Source organism: Natronorubrum sp. A-ect3 (assembly GCF_041821125.1).
In the GTDB taxonomy this organism is placed as follows: domain Archaea; phylum Halobacteriota; class Halobacteria; order Halobacteriales; family Natrialbaceae; genus Natronorubrum; species Natronorubrum bangense.
Window position 1 is genome coordinate 520,417 of the sequence record NZ_JBGUBB010000002.1, and the last position, 19,567, is coordinate 539,983.

At 62.1% G+C, this 19,567-nt stretch carries 23 protein-coding genes; 17 read left to right on the plus strand and 6 right to left on the minus strand.

Annotation, left to right across the window (positions count from 1 at the left end; all coding sequences use genetic code 11):
* Positions 1-4: 4 nt before the first annotated feature.
* The 3 genes from ACERJA_RS09195 (at position 5) to ACERJA_RS09205 (ending at position 2,513) form a co-directional block, all read left to right on the plus strand.
* Positions 5-703 carry a type II CAAX prenyl endopeptidase Rce1 family protein gene (locus tag ACERJA_RS09195; protein WP_373607904.1) on the plus strand — a complete coding sequence of 233 codons (699 nt, stop codon included), beginning with the start codon at positions 5-7 and terminating at the stop codon, positions 701-703.
* Positions 704-835: 132 nt separating this feature from the next.
* Positions 836-1,300, plus strand: coding sequence for a DUF302 domain-containing protein (locus tag ACERJA_RS09200; protein ID WP_373607905.1), 465 nt, complete (start codon positions 836-838; stop codon positions 1,298-1,300).
* A gap of 97 nt (positions 1,301-1,397) precedes the next feature.
* Positions 1,398-2,513, plus strand: a complete 1,116-nt coding sequence (locus ACERJA_RS09205) for an AI-2E family transporter (RefSeq protein WP_373607906.1) — start codon at positions 1,398-1,400, stop codon at positions 2,511-2,513.
* Between the two features lie 9 nt (positions 2,514-2,522).
* On the opposite strand, the gene ACERJA_RS09210 is transcribed toward ACERJA_RS09205, so the two are convergent.
* The gene (locus tag ACERJA_RS09210) at positions 2,523-2,702 is read right to left on the minus strand and encodes a hypothetical protein (RefSeq protein WP_006067472.1); all 180 of its coding nucleotides are present in this window, start codon (positions 2,700-2,702) and stop codon (positions 2,523-2,525) included.
* A gap of 54 nt (positions 2,703-2,756) precedes the next feature.
* The gene (nreA, locus tag ACERJA_RS09215; protein WP_373607907.1) at positions 2,757-4,058 is read right to left on the minus strand and encodes a DNA repair protein NreA; all 1,302 of its coding nucleotides are present in this window, start codon (positions 4,056-4,058) and stop codon (positions 2,757-2,759) included.
* Positions 4,059-4,269: 211 nt separating this feature from the next.
* Between nreA and ACERJA_RS09220 the strand changes: the two genes are divergently transcribed.
* The 3 genes from ACERJA_RS09220 (at position 4,270) to ACERJA_RS09230 (ending at position 6,183) form a co-directional block, all read left to right on the plus strand.
* Positions 4,270-4,449, plus strand: coding sequence for an HVO_2753 family zinc finger protein (locus ACERJA_RS09220; RefSeq protein WP_006067470.1), 180 nt, complete (start codon positions 4,270-4,272; stop codon positions 4,447-4,449).
* Between the two features lie 12 nt (positions 4,450-4,461).
* On the plus strand, positions 4,462-4,728 hold the full coding sequence (locus tag ACERJA_RS09225) for an elongation factor 1-beta (RefSeq protein ID WP_006067469.1): 267 nt from the start codon (positions 4,462-4,464) through the stop codon (positions 4,726-4,728).
* Positions 4,729-4,866: 138 nt separating this feature from the next.
* The gene (locus tag ACERJA_RS09230) at positions 4,867-6,183 is read left to right on the plus strand and encodes an MFS transporter (RefSeq protein ID WP_373607908.1); all 1,317 of its coding nucleotides are present in this window, start codon (positions 4,867-4,869) and stop codon (positions 6,181-6,183) included.
* A gap of 190 nt (positions 6,184-6,373) precedes the next feature.
* On the opposite strand, the gene ACERJA_RS09235 is transcribed toward ACERJA_RS09230, so the two are convergent.
* From ACERJA_RS09235 to ACERJA_RS09245, 3 genes are all read right to left on the minus strand, one after another.
* On the minus strand, positions 6,374-7,360 hold the full coding sequence (locus ACERJA_RS09235; protein WP_373607909.1) for a Bug family tripartite tricarboxylate transporter substrate binding protein: 987 nt from the start codon (positions 7,358-7,360) through the stop codon (positions 6,374-6,376).
* Positions 7,361-7,643: 283 nt separating this feature from the next.
* A complete protein-coding gene (locus tag ACERJA_RS09240) occupies positions 7,644-8,318 on the minus strand; it encodes an RNA ligase partner protein (protein WP_006067466.1) in 675 nt (224 codons plus the stop codon).
* A gap of 55 nt (positions 8,319-8,373) precedes the next feature.
* Complete coding sequence (locus ACERJA_RS09245; RefSeq protein ID WP_006067465.1) at positions 8,374-8,820, minus strand: hypothetical protein; 447 nt, start codon at positions 8,818-8,820, stop codon at positions 8,374-8,376.
* 170 nt (positions 8,821-8,990) lie between these two features.
* Here ACERJA_RS09245 and ACERJA_RS09250 point away from each other — a divergent pair, with 170 nt between their 5' ends.
* Positions 8,991-10,121, plus strand: a complete 1,131-nt coding sequence (locus ACERJA_RS09250) for an RNA ligase (protein ID WP_373607910.1) — start codon at positions 8,991-8,993, stop codon at positions 10,119-10,121.
* Positions 10,122-10,144: 23 nt separating this feature from the next.
* Here ACERJA_RS09250 and ACERJA_RS09255 read toward each other — a convergent pair whose 3' ends face one another.
* Positions 10,145-10,834: an MBL fold metallo-hydrolase gene (locus ACERJA_RS09255; RefSeq protein WP_373607911.1), complete on the minus strand. Its 690-nt coding sequence runs from the start codon at positions 10,832-10,834 to the stop codon at positions 10,145-10,147.
* Positions 10,835-11,010: 176 nt separating this feature from the next.
* Between ACERJA_RS09255 and ACERJA_RS09260 the strand changes: the two genes are divergently transcribed.
* The 10 genes from ACERJA_RS09260 (at position 11,011) to ACERJA_RS09305 (ending at position 19,504) form a co-directional block, all read left to right on the plus strand.
* On the plus strand, positions 11,011-11,319 hold the full coding sequence (locus ACERJA_RS09260; RefSeq protein ID WP_373607912.1) for a 50S ribosomal protein L21e: 309 nt from the start codon (positions 11,011-11,013) through the stop codon (positions 11,317-11,319).
* Between the two features lie 7 nt (positions 11,320-11,326).
* Positions 11,327-11,683, plus strand: a complete 357-nt coding sequence (locus ACERJA_RS09265; protein WP_373607913.1) for an RNA polymerase Rpb4 family protein — start codon at positions 11,327-11,329, stop codon at positions 11,681-11,683.
* 45 nt (positions 11,684-11,728) lie between these two features.
* Positions 11,729-12,319 (plus strand): DUF655 domain-containing protein, encoded by a 591-nt coding sequence (locus ACERJA_RS09270; protein WP_373607914.1) that lies wholly within the window; start codon positions 11,729-11,731, stop codon positions 12,317-12,319.
* A 58-nt stretch (positions 12,320-12,377) separates the two neighbouring features.
* Positions 12,378-13,220: a 16S ribosomal RNA methyltransferase A gene (locus ACERJA_RS09275; RefSeq protein WP_373607915.1), complete on the plus strand. Its 843-nt coding sequence runs from the start codon at positions 12,378-12,380 to the stop codon at positions 13,218-13,220.
* A gap of 178 nt (positions 13,221-13,398) precedes the next feature.
* Positions 13,399-14,574 carry a mechanosensitive ion channel family protein gene (locus ACERJA_RS09280; protein WP_373607916.1) on the plus strand — a complete coding sequence of 392 codons (1,176 nt, stop codon included), beginning with the start codon at positions 13,399-13,401 and terminating at the stop codon, positions 14,572-14,574.
* A complete protein-coding gene (locus ACERJA_RS09285) occupies positions 14,574-15,152 on the plus strand; it encodes a HemK2/MTQ2 family protein methyltransferase (RefSeq protein ID WP_373607917.1) in 579 nt (192 codons plus the stop codon). The genes ACERJA_RS09280 and ACERJA_RS09285 overlap by 1 nt, the downstream gene beginning before the upstream one ends.
* An 86-nt stretch (positions 15,153-15,238) precedes the next feature.
* Positions 15,239-16,450, plus strand: a complete 1,212-nt coding sequence (locus tag ACERJA_RS09290; RefSeq protein ID WP_373607918.1) for a PQQ-binding-like beta-propeller repeat protein — start codon at positions 15,239-15,241, stop codon at positions 16,448-16,450.
* Positions 16,451-16,582: 132 nt separating this feature from the next.
* On the plus strand, positions 16,583-17,581 hold the full coding sequence (locus ACERJA_RS09295) for a 5-methyltetrahydropteroyltriglutamate--homocysteine methyltransferase (protein WP_373607919.1): 999 nt from the start codon (positions 16,583-16,585) through the stop codon (positions 17,579-17,581).
* Positions 17,578-18,654, plus strand: coding sequence for a methionine synthase (locus ACERJA_RS09300; RefSeq protein ID WP_373607920.1), 1,077 nt, complete (start codon positions 17,578-17,580; stop codon positions 18,652-18,654). The genes ACERJA_RS09295 and ACERJA_RS09300 overlap by 4 nt, the downstream gene beginning before the upstream one ends.
* A 235-nt stretch (positions 18,655-18,889) precedes the next feature.
* Positions 18,890-19,504 carry a nitroreductase family protein gene (locus tag ACERJA_RS09305; RefSeq protein WP_373607921.1) on the plus strand — a complete coding sequence of 205 codons (615 nt, stop codon included), beginning with the start codon at positions 18,890-18,892 and terminating at the stop codon, positions 19,502-19,504.
* Positions 19,505-19,567: the final 63 nt, after the last annotated feature.

A 19,567-nucleotide genomic window follows, 5' to 3' on the forward strand; every position in this document is an offset into this window, starting at 1 on the left:
ACCTGTGGCGACAGAAGGAGCACGCAGCGCCGGCGGCTGGGTTCGTGATCAGTTCGATCGCCTGTCGTGGTTTCAGAAGTCGCTACTCACCGGTGCCGTCCTGACGCTTGTGTGGATGCAGTACGTCCCGCCCGAACTCGAGCGACGGGCCGTGTTCGACGGACTGGTGTTGATCGGAGGGCCGCTCGCACTGGGGCTGACCCACGGCAACCATATCGGCTGGAACATCAACCGCGTCGCCGTTCGCAACACCGTCTTACTCTCCCTGTTCGTACTGCCGTTTTACCTCATCGGATCGACGCTGCCGACGATCCGTGCGTACTATCCAATCTGGCCGACCTCGAGCGCGCTCGCAACGTTTCTCCCACACGCAGTGCAGCTGTTTCTGCTCGCAGTGGCTGCGGAGACCTACTACCGCGGCCTGCTCTGTGTCGGCGTCAAAGAGATCGGTTTCAAGGCGGTGCTCATCAGCCCTGTCGTCTACATGTTTCATCACGCTGGCAAACCGCCGATCGAGTTCCTGCTGTCGGGACCGACGGATATCCTCTTCGGTGCCGTCGACTACCAGTCGAACTCGATTCTCCCCTCCGTGGTCGCCCACGGAGCCGGGCTCGTCTTGCTCGACTGGCTCGTATTACACGAGCCACTGTTCGATCCGCTGCCAGTGTTGGCTCGGCTCGAGTGGTTGCCGGTCCCGCTGTGATACGGATTGCTGTACCGATGTCTCGCCGATCGCCAGCACGGATCGGCGATCGGCGGTCAGTGACTCCAGGAAACCGTATGACTGGCTGCTGGGACGGCGAGGCTTTAGTATGGTCCTGGCGTTGTCTCGAGTATGACGCTTCCAATCGACCCTGCCACGATCGATCCGGACGAGTACGGCGAGAAACAGGTCGTCCTCGAGATGGACCACGAGGAGGCCATCGAGCACGTCCGCGAGGTCTGTACGGATGCCGGCTTCGGCATCCCCGTCGAGTTCTCCCCGTCGGAACTGCTAAACGAGAAAGTCGACGCCGACCGCGACCCCTACTACGTCCTCGGCGCCTGCAACCCCGCCATCGCAAACAAGGCGCTCGAGCAGTCGCTGCAGATCGGCGGGCTCTTCCCCTGCAACATGGTCATCTGGGAAGAAGCCCCTGGCCGCCAGCGCGTCTATCACGTCTCGATCATGCGAATCGCCCGCTTGCTCGGGATGGCCCCGGACAACGACGCCTGGGACGAGATCCTCGAGGAGACCGGCGAACTCACCGAGCAAGCCTTCGCGAAACTCGAGGCAACCGAGGCTGCACAAACGGACTGAGGCCGTTGGCTGGAGGCTCGAGCGACGACGCTGACGTCGGATCGATGTCAAGCGTCGAGATGTCAAGGTTTACGTACGATACGCCTCACCGTCTCGTATGGACGTCCGAACCGCGTTTTTCGCCCTCCTCCTCGTCGTTCTCGGCGTGATCGCGACCCTGATGATCGCCCCGCTGTTGCAGTACGTGATGGCTGCTGCCCTCCTTGCGTTCGTACTCTACCCCGCTTACGAGCGCTTACGGCCTCGGCTTGGGCCTCGCCCCACAGCGCTGTTGTTGACGGGATTTGCCATTGCCGCCGTGCTCGTTCCCTTGCTCGTCATCTCCGTCATTGTTCTGCAGACGCTGCTCTCCTTTCTGAATACCGCCGATGAGACGATCGCCGTCGAGACCGTTCGCGACATCGCTCGAGACGAGTTCGGCCTCGAGCCAGACCAGCTCGAGGCCCTCGAGACAGCCGTCCTCGCGGAGATCGAATCGTCGGTGTCGGGAGCCGTCGAACTCGCCGTGCTCGAAGTGATCGGGCTGGTCAACACCAGCGTCGAGATGGGGCTCGGACTGATCGTCTTCGTCTTCCTGTTGTACTATCTGCTCGTCGACGGCCGCACGTTCGTCGAGTGGCTCGGCGAGGTTGCCCCGATCGACCCGCATATCCGTGATGAACTGTTTGAAGAGGTGAGCGTCGTCACGTGGGCCGTCATCAACAGCCACGTCCTCGTTGCCGTCGCCGAAGGCGTACTCGGCGGGCTCGGGTTCTACCTGCTCGGGCTGCCGAACGTTGCCTTCTGGATGGTCATCATGACCATCGTCTCCTTCCTTCCGGCAATCGGCGTCTGGCTCGTCTGGGGGCCCGCTGTGGGGTATCTCGTGATCGCAAACGATCCGTTCAGTGCCGTGTTGCTCCTGCTGTATGGGATCGCCGTGCTCTCGGTGGTCGACAACTATCTGCGAGCGATCTTCGTCGACCGCGGCTCCGGGCTCCATCCAGCGGTTGTCATCGTCGGCGTTATCGGCGGGATCTACCTGCTCGGAATCATGGGACTGTTCCTCGGTCCCGTCTTGCTCGCGGTGTTCAAGGCCGGCCTCAACGTCTTCAATCGCGTCTCGCTCGAGGACGATGAGAGCGACCCCACGTCCGAGCCCCAATCGACGGCGGCATCGACCGTCACTCCTGCTCCCGAGCAACGACTCTCGGAGTCCGACGACGCAAACTGACTGCGTAAGCTACTTTTCCTCTCGTGTCGGGGCATCGTTCTCGAGCTCGTCGAGATACTGCTCGGCGTCGTGTTGCAGATAGCCCGTGACGACGGCGATGATGGCGATGACGAACAGTGGAACGCCGATGAGCAGGATAATCATCGCGATCGCGGTGAGGAATTCGGCGCTGACGAGCGCGAGAGACATACAGCCACAGATGGGTTCGGATGGCTTAGCAGCCGTGGTTCGACGCCCGGACTGTTACGTTGAGCCCGAAAAGGCGCTCAGATTCGACTGCAAGCCGGCTGCAAGCTCCGATTTGCGCTGGAGACGCGCATACGAGATCGGGAGCTGCGTCGCGACCTCGTTTACTGCGTCGTGGAACGTCTCTGCTTCACCATACTGGCCCTCGAACGCGTTGCGAACGCTTTCACGAACTTGCCAGACGCCGACGGGTGCCCAGTAGTCATCCGAGACTTCGCGTAGGACGAGACATTTGGCCTGCCGACCGATCGACTCGAGGTGCTCGAGCACACCCAACCGGGCCGCGTAGTAGGCCCCCGCAGTTTCCTCGACGTAGCTCGAGCGTCCTTCGTACCCCTCGCTTGCGCTCTGGAGCCAGACGTCGTCGTGGGGGTTTGGATTCCAGATGCTGCCGGGAGCTTTCATCTCGACGAGTTCGAACTCCCAGGTGCCGGGCGCGAGGATGACCCAGTAGCGGTTGCCCATATACTCGTTGGCCCAGACTTGTACCTCGTCGATACTTGGCGCGTTTCGGATGCGCCCGCGCAGAAACTGCCCGACCGTGTCGTCGACGGCGGTGATCGACCACCGGGTCGGGACGAGTCGGCGCTGTTTCGTCTCCCCGAGTGCGCCCGCCGAGAGGATCGAGTTGATCTCGTAGACGTCGAAGTCGCGGCGATAGAGGTAGGTCATCGCGCCCTGTGCCTGCCAGTCATCGTCTTCTAAGGTCTTTTTGACCGGTTTCGGAACGTAGGGGTTCTCCCGCAACTCGGCGTTTCGGGCGTTCGCACGGGGGCCACGAGGTGTCGCGACATCCGTTCCAGCCTCGAGACCGAGCTCCGGCGTTCCGTCCAGCCCGATCTCGAGATCGACCGGCTGACCGGCGATGGCGACCTCACGCTGGATACCGACGAAGCCATCCCAGCTGTCGTGTACCGATGGGGCCAGCCGGCTCGCAATAGACGGCGAGTCGACGTTTGCGTGCTTGCTCGAGTTCAACAGCCCTGTCCGCCGCTGGAGGACGTCGGTGATCCCGTGGCCCTGCTGGTACCAGCTCCCGTCGGTGACGTACTCCTCGGCGGCGTCCTCGTCGCCGACGGGGGAGAGCAGCCCGACGGGAATATCGGGGTAGTTCGACCGCCCGACGAAAATCGAGGGGGCCGTCGAGCCCACGAGGGTATCGCCACTGAGCGCGTCGTCGAACCGCTGTTCGAACGTCTCGATGTGGTCCGTGATCGCGTAGGATTTCTCCTTTGCGAGGCGCCGTCGCTCGGCTTCCTCGTCGGGCTCGAGATCCTCGATGTAGTCGTCGAGACGCATTCATTCACAGTAGTATCCCGCTCTGTTTGAATGTTACAGTCCGCCAGCAGAATGTCAGAGGCAGAGGTTCGGAAGCGTTACGCCACCGAACCTCATGCATCTCTTGCGCGCGAACCCTCATGTATATAGACGCGCGTTCTCTGTCTGTGAAAACACACCCCGAGTCCCACAAAAGACAACGGTTAAAAACGGCGGGCGGGAAAGGACGGGTATGAGTACGACGGACGATCGAAACACGCGATCCTGCGTCTCCTGTGGGATCAACATCGCCGGCACGAACGCTGCTGCGTTCAAGTGTCCAGACTGTGGCGCCCAGATTTACCGCTGTGCCAAATGCCGCAAGCAGAGCAACCTCTATGAGTGCAACGACTGTGGTTTCACCGGACCATAAGGTGGTTTGAGCATGGGAAAAGTAGCTGCCAAAATCAAGGTCATGCCGGACAGCCCCGAAATCGACCTGGACGCACTCCAGGAGCGCCTCGAGAGCGCACTCCCTGAGGGCGCCAAAATCAACGGTGTCGAGCGCGAAAACGTCGCGTTCGGCCTCATCGCACTCTACCCAACCGTGATCGTCCCTGACGGCTCGGGTGGGACGGAGACTGTCGAAGAGAACTTCGCAGACGTCGAAGGCGTCGAAAGCGTCGGCGTCGAGAACGTCGGCCGCATCTGAAGCCGGACCGTTTTTCATCCCGGAACTGCGTCGCTGGTGAGCCGTTGGCCTTGAGGTCGGTCGTGCGACCGGTGTCAGCCCATGCACGCCTTGCCAGTCTCACAACGCTTACCACGCCACTCGAGAAACGTGTCCAGCGTGAACGTGCTGTCGGATCCCACCAAACGACGGTGGCTCGCGTGGGGTGCGTTGGCGACAGTCTTCCTGCTCGTCAATCTACACCGCCTCTCGACGGCCGTTCTGTCGGAACGGCTAACCACCGATTTCGGGACGACGGCGGCACAGCTCGGCACGCTTCACGCCTCGTTTTTCCTTATTTACGCCGCGATCCAGATTCCGACGGGCGTGCTTGCCGACCGGGTTGGGCCGCGCTACGTCGGCTCGATTGGCGGCCTCGCGTTGAGTCTCGGGGCTGTGGGCTTCGCGATGAGCGACAGCTATCTTACGGCGTTCGTCTCACGGGCGCTCATCGGTCTCGGCAGCGGCGTCATCTTCGTCTCGATTCTTCGCTTCTGTGCGAACTGGTATCGCGCTGACGAGTTCGCGACGATGACTGGCTTGACCGGCAGCATCGCTGGCCTTGGCGCAATCCTCGCGACGACGCCACTGGCAGTCACCGTCGAGCAGGTCGGTTGGCGGCCGACGATCTTCGCGCTGGGGCTCGTCGGAATCGTCGCTGCCGGTGCTGTCTTCGTCCTCGCGCGCCAGTCGCCGGCCGCTGCTGGCCTCGAGCCAATTGCAGGCGTCCCGGAACAGCCCGCAGTCACGTTAGCGGAACTGGGCGGTCACCTCCGGGCGCTCGCACGCGATATCGATCAGTGGCTGCTGTCGATCGTCTTCTTTGCGGGAAACGGCGCAATGTTGACGCTCGTGGGGATGTGGGGGGTGCCGTATATTGTCGTCGTCTACGAACTCGACGTGACGACGGCCTCCTACTTCACCCTCCTCGCCTCGGTCGGGGTCCTGTTCGGCCCGACGGCGATCGGCTGGCTCTCCGACCGACTCGAGCGACGTCTGGTGCCGATGACGGCTGGAATCGGACTGTTCGCAGTTGCACTTGCGACGATTCCCGTCTTCGGCCGCCCACCGCTTGCGGTCATCGCCGTCGCCTATCTGGCCTGTGGCTTCCTCTTCGGCGCGGCGATGCTCTCGCTGTCGATCGTCAAAGAGCGATATCCCGCTGGCGCCAGCGGCGTCGCCATGGCAACGGTGAACACGGCAGGGTTCGTCGGCGGCACGGTCCTCCCGATGGTGATGGGGCTGGCACTCGATGCGTATCAGACGGGCGAGACCGTCGGCGGCACCGTCGCCTACACCCAGTTCGGGTATCGGATCGCCTTCGGTATTCTGGCGGGAACCGTCGCTATCGGATTCCTATCCTCGTGCTGGCTGCTCGTCCGGGATCGGAACGGCTCGGCGGCGGCGAGCGCCCGCTCGAGCGAGGTCGATCCCTAACTGAACTCCTGGCGGTCGAAACGAGGCCGGCAGGGGACTGTTCCCGGCATCGCCGGCCATCGACTGTTGTGCGTCAGTTTTGGCCCAGTCTCAACCCGCCCTGTGGAGAAATGAACGGGTCACGGACGCGTGCCGCGGCGAGCGTCCGACGAGCAGGTGTGGACGTTTCAGACTCGAACCGCAGCTCGCTTCACTCCGCGTCCGCTTCGATCCGTTGTTCGAACGCCTCGAAATCGATGTTTTCCTCGAGTGCGTCGACGGCTCCCTCGAGATCCGCGGCAGCGTCATCCACGCCACCGTACTCGACGACGTTCCCGGTCTCTGCTTCCCATTCGGCGGTCTCTTCGTGCGTGGCTGCGTATTCGATTGCGTCGGCGAGTTCTCGGCGCTCGTCTTCGGGCGTTCCCGGCGGCGCGACCTGTGTCAGCCGGAACTCGGTGATGTAGGACAGGCTCTCACCGTAGTCGGTGATCTGGTCGATCTCGGGGAACGCCTCGAGGTCGGTGTCCATCAGGTTCACGACCGCGCTGGCGTTACCCGTCGCTTCCACGTCGGCTGCGGACGTGTTCGTCGCGATTCCGGCAGGAGCCTCCCCGGAGATCACCGCTTCGTTGACCTCGCCACCCCCATCGTACGGGACGATGTTGTCCCACTCGAGGTCGTACTCATCTCTGAGCAGGTAGGAGACGATGTGGCTGTCGTGGCCGGCACCCTGGAACGCGAAGTTCTCAAGGTCGCCGTCTGCGTAGGCGTCCCGAAGCGCACCGAAGTCGTCGATCTCGTGTTCGTCGTTGACGATGATCGTGTACCCGAACACGCCCGAGTAGGCGATCGGTTCGAAACTGGTCGGCTCCCAGTTGTCGGTGTCCTCGAGCCGCCAGGCGAACTGCCAGCTTGGGGTGTTGACCGTTCCGAAGGTGAAGCCGTCGTCGTCCTGATCGTGAAGCCATTCGATCCCGACGAGGCTTCCTGCGCCCGGCCGGTTGTCGATCATGACGGATTCGTCGAGTGACTCCTCCATCAGCGGTCCCAGTTGGCGAGCGTAGGTGTCGGTCCCGCCGCCTTCGGACCAGGGGATCATCCAGGTTCGCTCTCCGTCACCGAGACAGCCGGCGAGGCCAGCAAGTGAGACTGCAGACGCTGCACCGACGCCGCTCAAAAATTGTCGTCTATCCATGACCGTTGCTACCCGCTGGACTGTTGATAAGGGTGGCCACCTGTGCAATAGTTACAGCTATTGAGTACGTGCATGAAAAATAAGTAGGGAAATTAGGTGACAAATGTGTGAAAATGTGTGTTTGGGTGGCACGAATTTTGTTATCTGTTCTCAAGAGAGAGTCTGTCTCATGTGCCCACCTGCCGACCCGTGAGGAGAGGGTCATACGGTCTGCTGTCTCTGTTTCCCGACACGACCACAGGCGGCACGCGGTCGCGCCGGAACTGACCGACGGCAGTCCGTCTCAGTCGATCGTTCGCTTCGAGTCGGGTTCGACCGCAGTGAGATACTGCTCGAGTAGGTCGGGGAACTCCCGGCCACGGATGTAGCGCAGGCCGAAGTCTTCCGTCCAGCCGATGATCCCCTTATCCTCGGTGACGACGCCGGCCTCGAGTTCCCGGGCGAGAATCAACAGGTCGAAATCCTCACGGGAGTCGAGGACGCCGGTTCGCATCGCTGACCGGTATTTGTCGCGCAGGTTCGAGATGACGGCGTCGACTTCGGTCATGTGGTCGTGTTCCTCGAGCACTTCGTCTTCGGTCTGTTCAGCCTTCCGGACGGCCTGTTCGGAGACGCGCAGTCCGCGGTCGACGCGATTGCTCATCTCGTCGACGAAGCTGTAGACGACGTTGGCGGGGATCGACACCGCATACCGATCGGGGTGTTTGCGGATTACCCACGTGTTCAACTTCGAGTACACCTCGTCGTCGACATCGCGGGCCTCGAGCATCGTCGTGAGTTCGTCGTGGATCGTCGGCGGCATATAACAGGAGATGCCGAGGTTGAGTCGCGCGTTGGCGATCAACTCGAGCAAGCGGCAGACAGCGTCCTGGAGTGATTCCTCGGGCCGACGAATGTCCTCGGTGAGAAAGAGCGAGGTATCAAGGACGAACCGCTGTTTGAACGCCTCGGTGGACATACCAGTGTGTTCGACTCGAGCGGACAAATAAGTGGAGTGTGCTGAGAGAGCCGTCTCAGTTGGTCGGCTGGCGCTCGGGATCGGCACCGAGACCGGCCTCGGAGATGATCTCCGCGCCAGTTGGCGAGAGGTCGACAGTAACGTCTTCGTGGACGGCCTTGCTGATCTCGTCGACGTTGCCCGCAAGCACCGTCAGGATGTCGTCCGGGTTCGCATACAGCAACATGTTTCCATCCTGGCCCTCCGCGACGAGTTGGGTATCGTTCAGGACGATCTGGTTGTTCTGGATCGTCGCGGCGACGACCGGCAGTGCCTCCGGTTTCCCCTGCTCGTCGTCACGGACACGCCGGATGTGGACGGCCTCGAGGTCGAGGACGTCTTTGTGCTCTTGGATCTTCTCGGCACAGTTGACCATGTCCTGAAGAAGGAGCGATTTCTGCTCGCCGCCGTGGCCGTCGTCGCCCTCGAGACAGTGCTGACAGACGCGAAGTTCGAGTCGCATACGGGAAGGCTTGTGACCGGACACCGATGAGAATTCCGCTTCGAACCCTTCTTCGGAGACCGTCGCCGATCGCCTCGGGTCGGCTGTAGCGGCCCAACAGGGGTCCTTCTGTTCATATATGTGCCATTTTGGAGCGTGTTTCTTCCCGCTTCGTGGTGTACTGATACTGTATGAGCGATACCGAGTACCACAGATTGCTCGGGATGGGGAAATCGGCGTTCGAGGAACTCGAGAACCACCTCGAGGAGCGGACCTACGAAGGACGCCAGTACCAACACGTCCCGGACTACCGTCGCGGAGTCGAGCGCGGCACCACTCTGATCGACGGCACGGTCGTCCGTGGCTTCCCGAAGGTGCCACGAACCCTCGTCCTTTCAGCAGGGATTCCAGAATGGTTCGATGACCATCCTGGCGAACGAATTGCGGTCGAAGAGAAATTAAACGGGTACAACGTCCGGGTCGTTCGCCTCGACGGCGAGCGCCTCGCGTTCTCTCGAAGCGGGATGGTCTGCCCGTTTACGACCCGAATCCTCGAGCGACTGGTCGATCTCGAGGCGTTGTTCGAGCAGTATCCGGAGGCGATGGTCTGTGGCGAGATGATCGGGCCCGAAAACCCCTACACGGCCCACGACTACCCAGAGGTCGACTCGCTCGCGTTCCGAGCGTTCGACTGGCGCGACCGTCTGTCGGGCGAGCCGTTGCCCGTCGAGATTCGTCGCGAGCGCTACGAGACGTTCGACGTTCCACAGACGCGACTGTTCGGCCAGTTCGAGGTCGACGAGGCAGCGACCGAGATTCGACGTATCATCGAGGAGTTAGACGCCGACGGCCGCGAGGGCGTCATCATGAAATCGCCGGACGGCACGGCACAGTTAAAATATACGACGTCGGCCGCGAATCAGGGCGATCTCGCCTACGCGTTCTCGCTCCCGTTCGATTACGGCCAGCCGTTCATGTTCCGGCGACTCATTCGGGAAGGGTTCCAGAGCATCGAGTGGGACGAATCCGACGCCGTCGCCCGCGAACGCGCCCACGAACTCGGCGAGGCGATCCTCCTCTCGATGCGCGAGACGATCGACACCGTCGCCGACGGCGACGCTGTCGGCGAGCGCCACACCGTCCGGGCCAGTCCGGAGACCGTCGACGTCTTACTCGAGCATCTCGACGGCCAGGGCCTGACGATCGAGATCGAGGCCGATCGGCGCGAGGATGGCGATCGCGTCTGTACGTTTCTGAAGCGAACCCAGTCGACCACCGACAAAACCAGAAACTACCTCGATGGACACATCGTCAAAGAGTGAGCTGGCGCGGCGGCCGGTGTCACTCAGTCGGTTCGTCGCTCGGCGATCTCTCGAATTGCATCACTCCCTCGATCGACGTAGCCGCCGTGATAGCAGACAACGTGGTCGATCTCGAGCGTCGCGAGCGTGCCGACTGACTCGAGTGCGCGGTCCATGTCGGGCGTAAATTCTTCTTTCGGGCCCGACAGCGGCTCGTCGCCGTCTGCGACGAGTGCGTCGCCGGCGACCAGCAGGTTCCCCGCCGGGAAATACAGCGAGCAGTGTCCGGGCGCGTGGCCAGGCGTCTCGATGAGTTCAATCGGGCCCGCAAAGGTTGGGATGCGGACGCCGTCGACCAGTTCCAGATCGACCGCTGCTGGTGGGTACCGGTCGCCGTCGCCTTTGATCGGGTCGCGCTCGCCTGTCACGAACGGGGCTTCCTCGCGGTGGGTCGCGACGACCGCGTCGACGGCCTCGAGCAGTTCACTGAGGCCGCCAGCGTGGTCGCCGTCGTGGTGTGTCAGGACGACGAGCCAGATGTCCGCAAGTTCGTAGCCGAGCGATCGGAGATGGGTTCGAATGCCGTCGACAGCGCCAGCCGGGCCGACGTCGATCAGGACGAGGCCGCGGTCGGTCTCAACGGCGGTGGGTGTGATCGTCAACGTCTGCCCGCCGTAGTCGACTGTCAATGGGAGCGTGTGCACGCCTGCGCCGCGCTCTTCGTCGGTTTCCATACTCGAGGCGAGGACCGCCGGGCTCAAAGGGCTGTTCGTCCGGATTGAGCCCGAATTTTCGATCGGAATCGGACGTCGTCCGGACTCGAGACAGCCGGTGGTCCGAGGCAATCACAAAACGGTGAGCGCAAGACGTGCATTTTATAACCATCACCAAGTAAGAGGGGCGTACGACTATGCCGAACTCTAATGGCCCTCGTCAGGGATCCCGTAGAAAACTCGCGAACGCTCCTCGAGACCGTGGTTCCTCGCCGCCACAGCGAGCGATCCAGGAGTACGAGGAGGGTGAAAAAGTCCACCTGAAGATCGACCCGAGCGTTCCAAATGGACGCTACCACCCACGTTTCGACGGTCTAACCGGCGAAGTCGTCGGGAAACAGGGCGACGCGTTCAAAGTCCAGATTAACGACCGTGGCAAAGAGAAGACGCTGATCGTCACTGCCGCGCACATGCGCGCTCAGAACCAGGAAAAGAGCCGGATCTGAGCCAGGAATGACGATCTTCAAAGAGATCGTCGACGAGGAGTTCCTGACGATCTCGGAGACAAAGGAGCTACTCGCCGACATCGAAGCCGAACGCGCGATCGACGAGGACCGCGAACTGCGGTACGAACTCGCACGAGCGATCGAACACGTCAACCGGTTTACCGTCCTCGAGCCCGAGGAAGCCCAGCAGCTCGTCGACGACTTACAGGAGATCGAGAAAGTCGACGAAGCGACGGCGTATAAGATTGCCAACCTCCTGCCGCGTAACCGACCCGAACTCCGATCGGTGTACGCACAGCAGCGGTACTCGCTGTCAGGGGAGGAACTCGACGAGATTCTCAACGTCATCGCGAAGTACGCCTGACGGCGGGCCGACTCTTTAAGTACGCCGTCGCCGTACCATACCCCAATGAGTGAAGCCGACAGCGATGGGACAGACGTTCGACGCGCAGTCGTGTTGGATTATCTCGCGCACGGGCTCTCCGACGATGGTCGCCCCCAGTACGAGAAGTCGCCGGCTGGCTACGCCCTCGGCGTCGACGACTTCCAGCTCTATCAGGTAGCCTTCGACGAAGACGAGCGGCTCACCATCGGGAGCGAAGTCATCGTCGAACCGCGTGAAAAACGCGACATCGTCACCGAGTCCCACCGCGTCGAGTACGATGACCTCTCCTCGGGTGCCCAGTCAGAACTCGAGTACGTCGTCGCCGACTTAGTCGAGGAAAACGAACAGCGGTTCGTCGACTTCTACAACAACGCCCAGCCGATCACGCTGCGTCTCCACCAGCTGAATCTGCTGCCGGGGATCGGGAAGAAACTCCGGAACGGCATCCTCGATGAGCGCAAGCGTAAACCGTTCGAGAGCTTCGACGAGCTCGCCGAACGCGTTTCCGGGCTGCACGATCCAGACGAGATCCTGGTCGAACGCATTCTCGAGGAGTTGCGCGACGACGACCTCAAATATCAGACGTTCGTCGGCCGGGCCGAACAGGAACAGTAACCAGTTTTCCTGCCGCCAAGACAGTGCGTTTACACCGATCCCCACCATAGCGGCGGCAATGAGAGATCCAGACGGACTCATCGCCCGGGCGGGCGTCCGTGGCGATCCGGACCGCGACCAGCACTTTCTCGTCGACGATCGCGTGCTGGACCGACTACCGACATACCTTCCCGAGCTCGATGCCGACACCACGCATCTGCTTGAGATCGGCGGCGGGACGGGTGTGCTGACGGATCGACTGCTCGAGATCGCCGACGAACTGACTGTCGTCGAGCGCGACCGCACGCTGGCCGCGTTCCTCCGCGAGGAGTTCGCCGACGAGATCGCTGCAGGGCGGTTGACCGTGATCGAGGGCGACGCGCTCGAGGTGGAGCTGCCACCGTTTACCGCGTCGGTCTCGAACCTCCCCTACGGCGTCTCGAGTGAGATCACGTTCCGCTTGCTGCCGGAACAGCGCCCACTCGTTTTGATGTTCCAACAGGAGTTCGCCGAACGGATGGTGGCTGAACCGGGCACCCCCGAGTACGGCCGGCTTTCGGTGTCGACCCAGCACTATGCGGACGCCGAACTCGTCGAATCGATCCCCAAGGAGGCGTTCTCACCACCGCCAGCCGTCCAGAGCGCGGTCGTCAGACTCGAGCCACGCGATCCTGACTACGAAGTCGACGACGAGGAGTTTTTCCTCCGATTCGTCAAGGCGTTGTTCACCCAGCGACGGAAGACGATCCGAAACGCGATTCGGAACACGGCACACATTTCGGGACTCGAGGAGCCCGATGCAGTCGTCGAGGCGGCTGGCGAAGACGTCCTTCAAAAGCGGGCCGGTGCGATGGCCCCCGCTGAGTTTGCGGCATTGGCCCAACTCGCTGCCAATGTGAGCGAGATCGGCGACGGGCAGTGAGACGGTCTGTTGTCCCTGTCCCGGAGCGACCGCGGGAACACAGTCGCGCCGGAACGGACGGACAGCAGCTCGTATGAGTCGGTCGAACGACCGCTTGTGAACTGTTCGCAGCGTCGCATCCGACCGACGGATACTCGTAGCTGCACGGCTCATTCGCTCGAGAGACGAACACCAACCGATGTCCGTGATACTGACTGCACTCGACCGATTGGCGGACGCGTTCGGGCCGAATCTCCGGATCGCGGTGACGATCGCAGCGGTCGGCGTGTTGTTGCTCGTGTTGCTCTCCTATCGGCAGTTGCAAGACTGGCTTAACGAGCGGACCAAGCCGCTGTACAGCGATATTCTGTCGACAGCGGTTCTCATCGGGGCCTGTGCTGGGACACTTGCCGTCGTGCTCGGCGTGTGGGATCTGACCGGCGAGATCTATACGATCTATTCGGAGGAACTCGGGCTCGGTGAAGGGATTATGGTCCAGGCGGTCGTGACGTTTATTCTCCTCATTGGGACGTTCATCATCACGCGGTTTGTCAAACGAGTGTTGGATGAGTTCCTCGGCTCTGCGTCGGCTGTCACGGCCCACCAGCGCGAAGTCACCCATCGGATCTCACAGGTCATCATCTGGTCGGTGGCGCTCGTCATCATCCTCGGTGTCTGGGTCGAAGATCTCGGTGGCCTGCTCGTCGGGGCCGGATTTCTCGGGATCGTCGTCGGTATGGCCGCACGTCAGACGCTTGGCACGGTGATCGCCGGCTTCGTGTTGATGTTCGATCGCCCGTTCGAGATCGGCGACTGGATTGAGGTCGAAGACCACGAGGGGATCGTCACCGACATTTCGATCGTCAACACGCGCGTGCAGTCGTTCGACGGCGAGTACATCATGGTTCCTAACGACCTCATCTCCTCGAGTATGGTGATGAACCGCTCGAAACGCGGCCGACTCCGGATCGAGATCGACGTCGGTGTCGACTACACGACCGACGTCGAGCGAGCCGCCGAAATCGCGAAAGCGGAAGTCACTGCTCTCGAAGAGTCGTTGAACGGCCCGTCGCCACAGGTCGTCACCAAGGAGTTCGCCGATTCGGCGGTCATCCTCGGAGTGCGCTTTTGGATCGACAACCCGAGCGCCAGACGGCAGGCACAGGCACGAACAACCGCGATTCACGCCATCAAGACGGCGTTCGACGACGAAGGGATCAAGATCCCCTACCCACAGCGTGAACTGTCCGGTCGGGCCGAAACCGGTGGTTTTCAGGTCGCTGATGACAGGACGCGAGCGACGGACGAGCACTCATCCGACACCCACGAGAAGAACCGAGAACCACACCACGAGATGACACCAGAAGACGACTAATGACACTCAGAGAGCAGCGAGAGATCGAGACGGACGTGTATCAGCCAGCGGAGGACTCACAGCTACTCGCCGAGGCAGCCTGTGCGCGACTGCCCGCTGACGAAGATCAAGTCGTCCTCGAGGTCGGCACGGGCTCGGGCTACGTCGCGGGTCGAATCGCCGAGGAGACGCCAGTGCGCGTGATCGCCTCGGATCTGAACCCGCACGCGGTTCGGGAAGCCCGCGGTGAGGGCGTCGAGACGGTGCGTGCCGATCTGGTCGCGCCGTTTGCCGACGGGGCGTTCGACGCGGTCGTGTTCAACCCGCCGTATCTCCCGACGGATCCCGAAAACGAGTGGGACGACTGGATGGAACACGCGCTGTCGGGCGGCGAGGACGGCCGGGCCGTCATCGATCCGTTCCTCGAGAACGTCGGTCGCGTGCTCGCTCCCGACGGCGTCGTCTACCTGCTCGTTAGCAGTCTGACGGGGGTCGACGAGGTCGTCGAACGGGCCGGTGAGGAAGGGTTTAGCGCCGTTGCCGTCGCCGACGAGTCGTTTCCCTTCGAGACGCTGACGGTGCTCAAATTGTTCCGGTGAGGAGCTATCTCTCACGGTCACCGATCAAGGTGGATACAGCTCACTTTCCAAAACAATTTGTAATCTGACTATAATGGGATGACATAATGCCCTCCGATAGACGAACGTTTCTCTCGGCCGTTGGTGCCGGAAGCGCCGCACTCGCCGGCTGCTCGAGACTGGGCGGTGCTCCGTCGCCCGATGACCCGCCGCCGGCCGGCGTCGACGACCTGCCCGATCCCGGGCGACACATCCTCGGCGCGAACGGGAGGTGGTCGAGTTTCGGCTGCAATGCCGCCAACACTCGTGAAGTCGCGGACGGCGAGGCGCCAGTCGAAGCGGTATCCGAACGCTGGCGCGTCGAGACCGCACAGACGACCTACCACGAACCCGTCGTCGCCGACGGGACCGTCTACCTGCTTGAGGCCCAGTCGCGTCTCCGCGCGCTGGACGCCGACAGCGGCGACGAACTGTGGACGCTCGAGGACGCGAGAGCGGTGCCGCTGGTTCGGGGCGGAGTCGTCTACGTCTCGTCGGCCGATACCGTCCAGGCACTCGAGGCAGACACCGGCGATCCCCTGTGGGAACGAGAGTTCGAGGTGCCGGGGCGAGTGACCGGCCCGGCGACCTACGCCGGGGATCGACTGATTTGTGGCGCGGGCGAAACCGTCGTCGCACTCGAGGCCGAGACCGGCGAGGAGGAGTGGCGACGCGACGTCTTCGGACAGGTGCTCGACCACGCCGCGTTCGTTATGGGCTACTGGGTCGTCGTCGCCACCGAGGCGGGGATGGTCTACCTGCTCAGTGAGGGTAGTGGGATGGGGGGACGGCGATGGCAACTCCCGGCCGTCCCGATGGCACCACCGAGCGCGGACACGGACACGATCTACGTCAGCTGTCGGGACGGGATGACGTACGCGCTGACCGACGAGGACGGCTATGCGGACGAGGCGTACTGGTCGGCCGACACCGGCTGGACGGAACGTGGTATCTGTGTCGCGGACGGTCGGGTTTTCGTCCGGGGCGCCGAAACGCTCCACGCGCTCGGTACCGACGACGGAACCCGCTACTGGAGTCACGATGTCGGCGGCTGGCAACACACAGCCCCGGCGTACGGCCGCGAGACCGTTTTCGTGGGCGGTGATCGACTCCGAGCGTTCGATCCGGCACCTCGAGACGATCCAAGCAACGGGCCGGCGCTCCGGTTCGAGCGGACGTTCGCTGGTCGCGTCGGTCCTGGTCCAGTCATCGACAACGGCGTGCTCTACGTCGTCGCCGAAGTCGAAGACGGCGAGTACGCGCTCGTCGCCCTCGAGTAGAAACCCCATCTGCCCCGTGTTCACAGGAATCGCGAATGCGTAGCCAAACGCGAAGAAACCTGCAAAAATTACTGTAATGCATTACTATGGATGGAAAATATTAAGCGTCGGTATAGCCTAGCCGCTCCCACGATGACTGAGTACGTTTCGACCACGCCGGGGCTCTTTCCGCTCCCGGACTGGGCGAAAGACGATCTCTCGGACCTGAAGGGACACCAGAAACACGACCTCATCAGCGGCGATGAGGGTGAGGAGATTTCCTCGGCGTACGAACAAGCACGCGAGGAAGTGATCGCGACCCAGCAAGACGCCGGTCTCGACCGCGTCGTCGAAGGACAACTGCGCTGGGACGACATGCTCGCCCACCCACTGGCCGTCCACGACAACGTCGACACACAGGGAATCGTCCGCTACTACGACAACAACAACTTCTATCGCGACCCCGTCGTTCAGGGCGAACTCGACTTCTCCGGCGACGTTGCACGCGAACTCGAGGCCGCGTCGGAGCTGACCGACGACCTGCAGGCGGTTCTCCCCGGCCCGTACTCGCTGGCTGATCTCGCCACCGACGAACAGTACGGCGACGAAGCCGAGTTCCTCGGCGCGATCGCCGACTTCCTCGCGGGCGAAGTCGACGCCTTCCCGGACGTCGAGACGCTGTTCTTGCTCGAGCCCTCGCTCGTCGAAAACGCACCCGAAGACGGCGCAGACGAACGCGCAAGCGAGGCGATCGATCAGGTCGCTTCCGCGACGGACGCCGACGTCGTCGTCCAGCCCTACTGGGGCGCACTCGAGGAGAAGGTGTACGCCCACCTGCTCGATGCGGATATCGACGCGGTCGGCTTCGACTTCGTCTCGAATCAGGACGACAACATCTACAACATTCAGGAGTACGGCGCACCTGACAACGTCTCGCTGGGCCTCGCCGACGGCCAGAACACGCTGGTCGAAGACCCCGAAGCGATCCGTGACCGGGTCGACTGGGTCGAAGAGCAGTTGCAGGTCACCGAGTTCGAAACCGTCTACCTGACGACGAACACGGAGACGTTCTACCTGCCATACGCCAAATACGAGGAGAAACTCGAGGTGCTTGCCGAAGCTGCGGATCTCGCAGAGGTGACTGTCGCATGAGCGTAAACGAGAACAAAGACCAGTTCCGACCGGAGGATCACGAGAACGACCACTTTCTGCTGACGACTGTCGTCGGCTCCTACCCGAAGCCCAAGTGGCTCAACCGTGCCAAAGAGCTGTATCAGGACCCTGACCACGGCTTCGATGAGGACGACTACCAGGAAGCAAAAGACGACGCTGCCCGCCTCATCACGAACGAACACGAGCGCGCAGGGCTCGACGCCGTCGTCGACGGCGAGATGCGCAGAAACGAGATGGTCGAGTTCTTCGCCCACCGCATCGAGGGCTACGAGTTCAACGGCCCCGTCAAGGTGTGGGGACACAACTACTTCGACAAGCCCTCCGTCGTGAGCGAGGTCGAGTACACCGACTCCTGGCTCGTCGACGAGTACGAGTTCACTGCTGAGGCAACCGACCGACCGGTGAAGGTCCCGATCACGGGCCCTTACACGCTCGCCAACTGGTCGTTCAACGAGGCCTACGAGGACGACGACGAACTCACGCTCGCACTGGCAGACCTCGTCAACGAGGAGATCGAAAAGCTCGTCGACGCCGGCGCACGCTACATCCAGATCGACGAACCTGCCCTCGCGACGACGCCCGACGACCACGCCATCGTCGGCGAAGCGCTCGAGCAGATCGTCGCCGACATTCCCGAGGAGGTCCGCATCGGACTCCACGTCTGTTACGGCGACTACTCCCGGATCTACCCCGAAATTCTGGAGTTCCCCGTCGACGAGTTCGACCTCGAGCTCGCAAACGGCGACTACGACCAGCTCGACGTCTTCAAAGACCCCGAGTTCACCGCGGATCTCGCACTCGGCGTCACCGACGTCCACGTCGCCGAGGTCGAATCTGTCGAACAGATCGAGGAGAACATCAAGAAAGGTCTCGAGGTCGTTCCCCCAGAACAGCTCGTTGTCTCGCCGGACTGTGGTGTGAAGCTCCTGCCCCGTGAGGTCGCCTACGGCAAGATGGCGAACATGGTCGAAGCAGCCCGCAACGTCGAGGCCCAACTCGACGAGGGAACCATCGACATCGAACGCGACACCGCCGCACCTGCAGACGACTAACGACTCACAACTCGCGACACAGCACAACGCTGGGTCGTCCGGACTCGTTTTCACTCCGTTTCTGGCTGCGTTCGTCCGCTTGACTCGAGCACGCACATGCTTGTGTTGACATGTAAGATTGTAGGTTGAGTCGTTGTTTCATGGCCACTGTCGACATGTTTCGACGACATCGATGTCACCTGGTAACCCATATGTCCAAGAATGTACATATGTGTGGTCGCCGTACGAGTGTCTGATGCAAGAGACAGTTCCGACCCGACGCGAACTCGACGAGGACGTCGCCGACCACCGCAGCCCCGACTACGATATCGATCCACTCTTTGTCAACCGCTGGTCGCCACGTGCGATGACGGGCGAACCGCTCAAGGAAGACGACTTTCTCCCACTGTTCGAAGCCGCACGCTGGGCTCCCTCGGCGTACAACAATCAGCACTGGCGGTTCGTCTATGCGACACGTGAGGACGACGAGTGGGAGACGTTCGTCGATCTCCTGAGCGAAGGGAACGCGTGGGCGGCCAACGCTGGCGTTCTCGCCGTCATCCTCTCGAAAACGACGTTCGATCACAACGGCGAGCCAGCGCCGGTCCACTCTTTCGACACCGGCGCGGCGTGGGAGAACCTCGCCCTCGAGGGTGCCCGTCGCGGCCTCGCAGTCCACGGGCTGGCAGGCTTCGATTACGAACGCGCCGCCGCAGAACTGAACGTCCCCGAGGAGTTCGCGGTCGAAGCGATGTTCGCCGTCGGCGAGCGCGCACCGCCGGAGACCTTGCCCGAGGAACTGCAAGAGCGCGAACAGCCGAGTGGCCGCAAGCCCATATCGGAGATCGTCTTCCAGGGTCGCTTCGAGTAACGCGCTCGCGTTTTGGTCGTCTTCGTTCCCGTTCGTCGCTCGTATGCATTCGGAACACATTAT

Excerpts from the sequence above, each read along its gene's own strand:
- ACERJA_RS09200 (WP_373607905.1), top strand. The coding sequence starts at position 836 with ATGACGCTTCCAATCGACCCTGCCACGATCGATCCGGACGAGTACGGC.
- ACERJA_RS09205 (WP_373607906.1), top strand. The coding sequence starts at position 1,398 with ATGGACGTCCGAACCGCGTTTTTCGCCCTCCTCCTCGTCGTTCTCGGC.
- ACERJA_RS09210 (WP_006067472.1), bottom strand. The coding sequence starts at position 2,702 with ATGTCTCTCGCGCTCGTCAGCGCCGAATTCCTCACCGCGATCGCGATG.
- nreA (WP_373607907.1), bottom strand. The coding sequence starts at position 4,058 with ATGCGTCTCGACGACTACATCGAGGATCTCGAGCCCGACGAGGAAGCC.
- ACERJA_RS09220 (WP_006067470.1), top strand. The coding sequence starts at position 4,270 with ATGAGTACGACGGACGATCGAAACACGCGATCCTGCGTCTCCTGTGGG.
- ACERJA_RS09225 (WP_006067469.1), top strand. The coding sequence starts at position 4,462 with ATGGGAAAAGTAGCTGCCAAAATCAAGGTCATGCCGGACAGCCCCGAA.
- ACERJA_RS09235 (WP_373607909.1), bottom strand. The coding sequence starts at position 7,360 with ATGGATAGACGACAATTTTTGAGCGGCGTCGGTGCAGCGTCTGCAGTC.
- ACERJA_RS09240 (WP_006067466.1), bottom strand. The coding sequence starts at position 8,318 with ATGTCCACCGAGGCGTTCAAACAGCGGTTCGTCCTTGATACCTCGCTC.
- ACERJA_RS09245 (WP_006067465.1), bottom strand. The coding sequence starts at position 8,820 with ATGCGACTCGAACTTCGCGTCTGTCAGCACTGTCTCGAGGGCGACGAC.
- ACERJA_RS09250 (WP_373607910.1), top strand. The coding sequence starts at position 8,991 with ATGAGCGATACCGAGTACCACAGATTGCTCGGGATGGGGAAATCGGCG.
- ACERJA_RS09255 (WP_373607911.1), bottom strand. The coding sequence starts at position 10,834 with ATGGAAACCGACGAAGAGCGCGGCGCAGGCGTGCACACGCTCCCATTG.
- ACERJA_RS09260 (WP_373607912.1), top strand. The coding sequence starts at position 11,011 with ATGCCGAACTCTAATGGCCCTCGTCAGGGATCCCGTAGAAAACTCGCG.
- ACERJA_RS09265 (WP_373607913.1), top strand. The coding sequence starts at position 11,327 with ATGACGATCTTCAAAGAGATCGTCGACGAGGAGTTCCTGACGATCTCG.
- ACERJA_RS09270 (WP_373607914.1), top strand. The coding sequence starts at position 11,729 with ATGAGTGAAGCCGACAGCGATGGGACAGACGTTCGACGCGCAGTCGTG.
- ACERJA_RS09275 (WP_373607915.1), top strand. The coding sequence starts at position 12,378 with ATGAGAGATCCAGACGGACTCATCGCCCGGGCGGGCGTCCGTGGCGAT.
- ACERJA_RS09280 (WP_373607916.1), top strand. The coding sequence starts at position 13,399 with ATGTCCGTGATACTGACTGCACTCGACCGATTGGCGGACGCGTTCGGG.
- ACERJA_RS09285 (WP_373607917.1), top strand. The coding sequence starts at position 14,574 with ATGACACTCAGAGAGCAGCGAGAGATCGAGACGGACGTGTATCAGCCA.
- ACERJA_RS09290 (WP_373607918.1), top strand. The coding sequence starts at position 15,239 with ATGCCCTCCGATAGACGAACGTTTCTCTCGGCCGTTGGTGCCGGAAGC.
- ACERJA_RS09295 (WP_373607919.1), top strand. The coding sequence starts at position 16,583 with ATGACTGAGTACGTTTCGACCACGCCGGGGCTCTTTCCGCTCCCGGAC.
- ACERJA_RS09300 (WP_373607920.1), top strand. The coding sequence starts at position 17,578 with ATGAGCGTAAACGAGAACAAAGACCAGTTCCGACCGGAGGATCACGAG.
- ACERJA_RS09305 (WP_373607921.1), top strand. The coding sequence starts at position 18,890 with ATGCAAGAGACAGTTCCGACCCGACGCGAACTCGACGAGGACGTCGCC.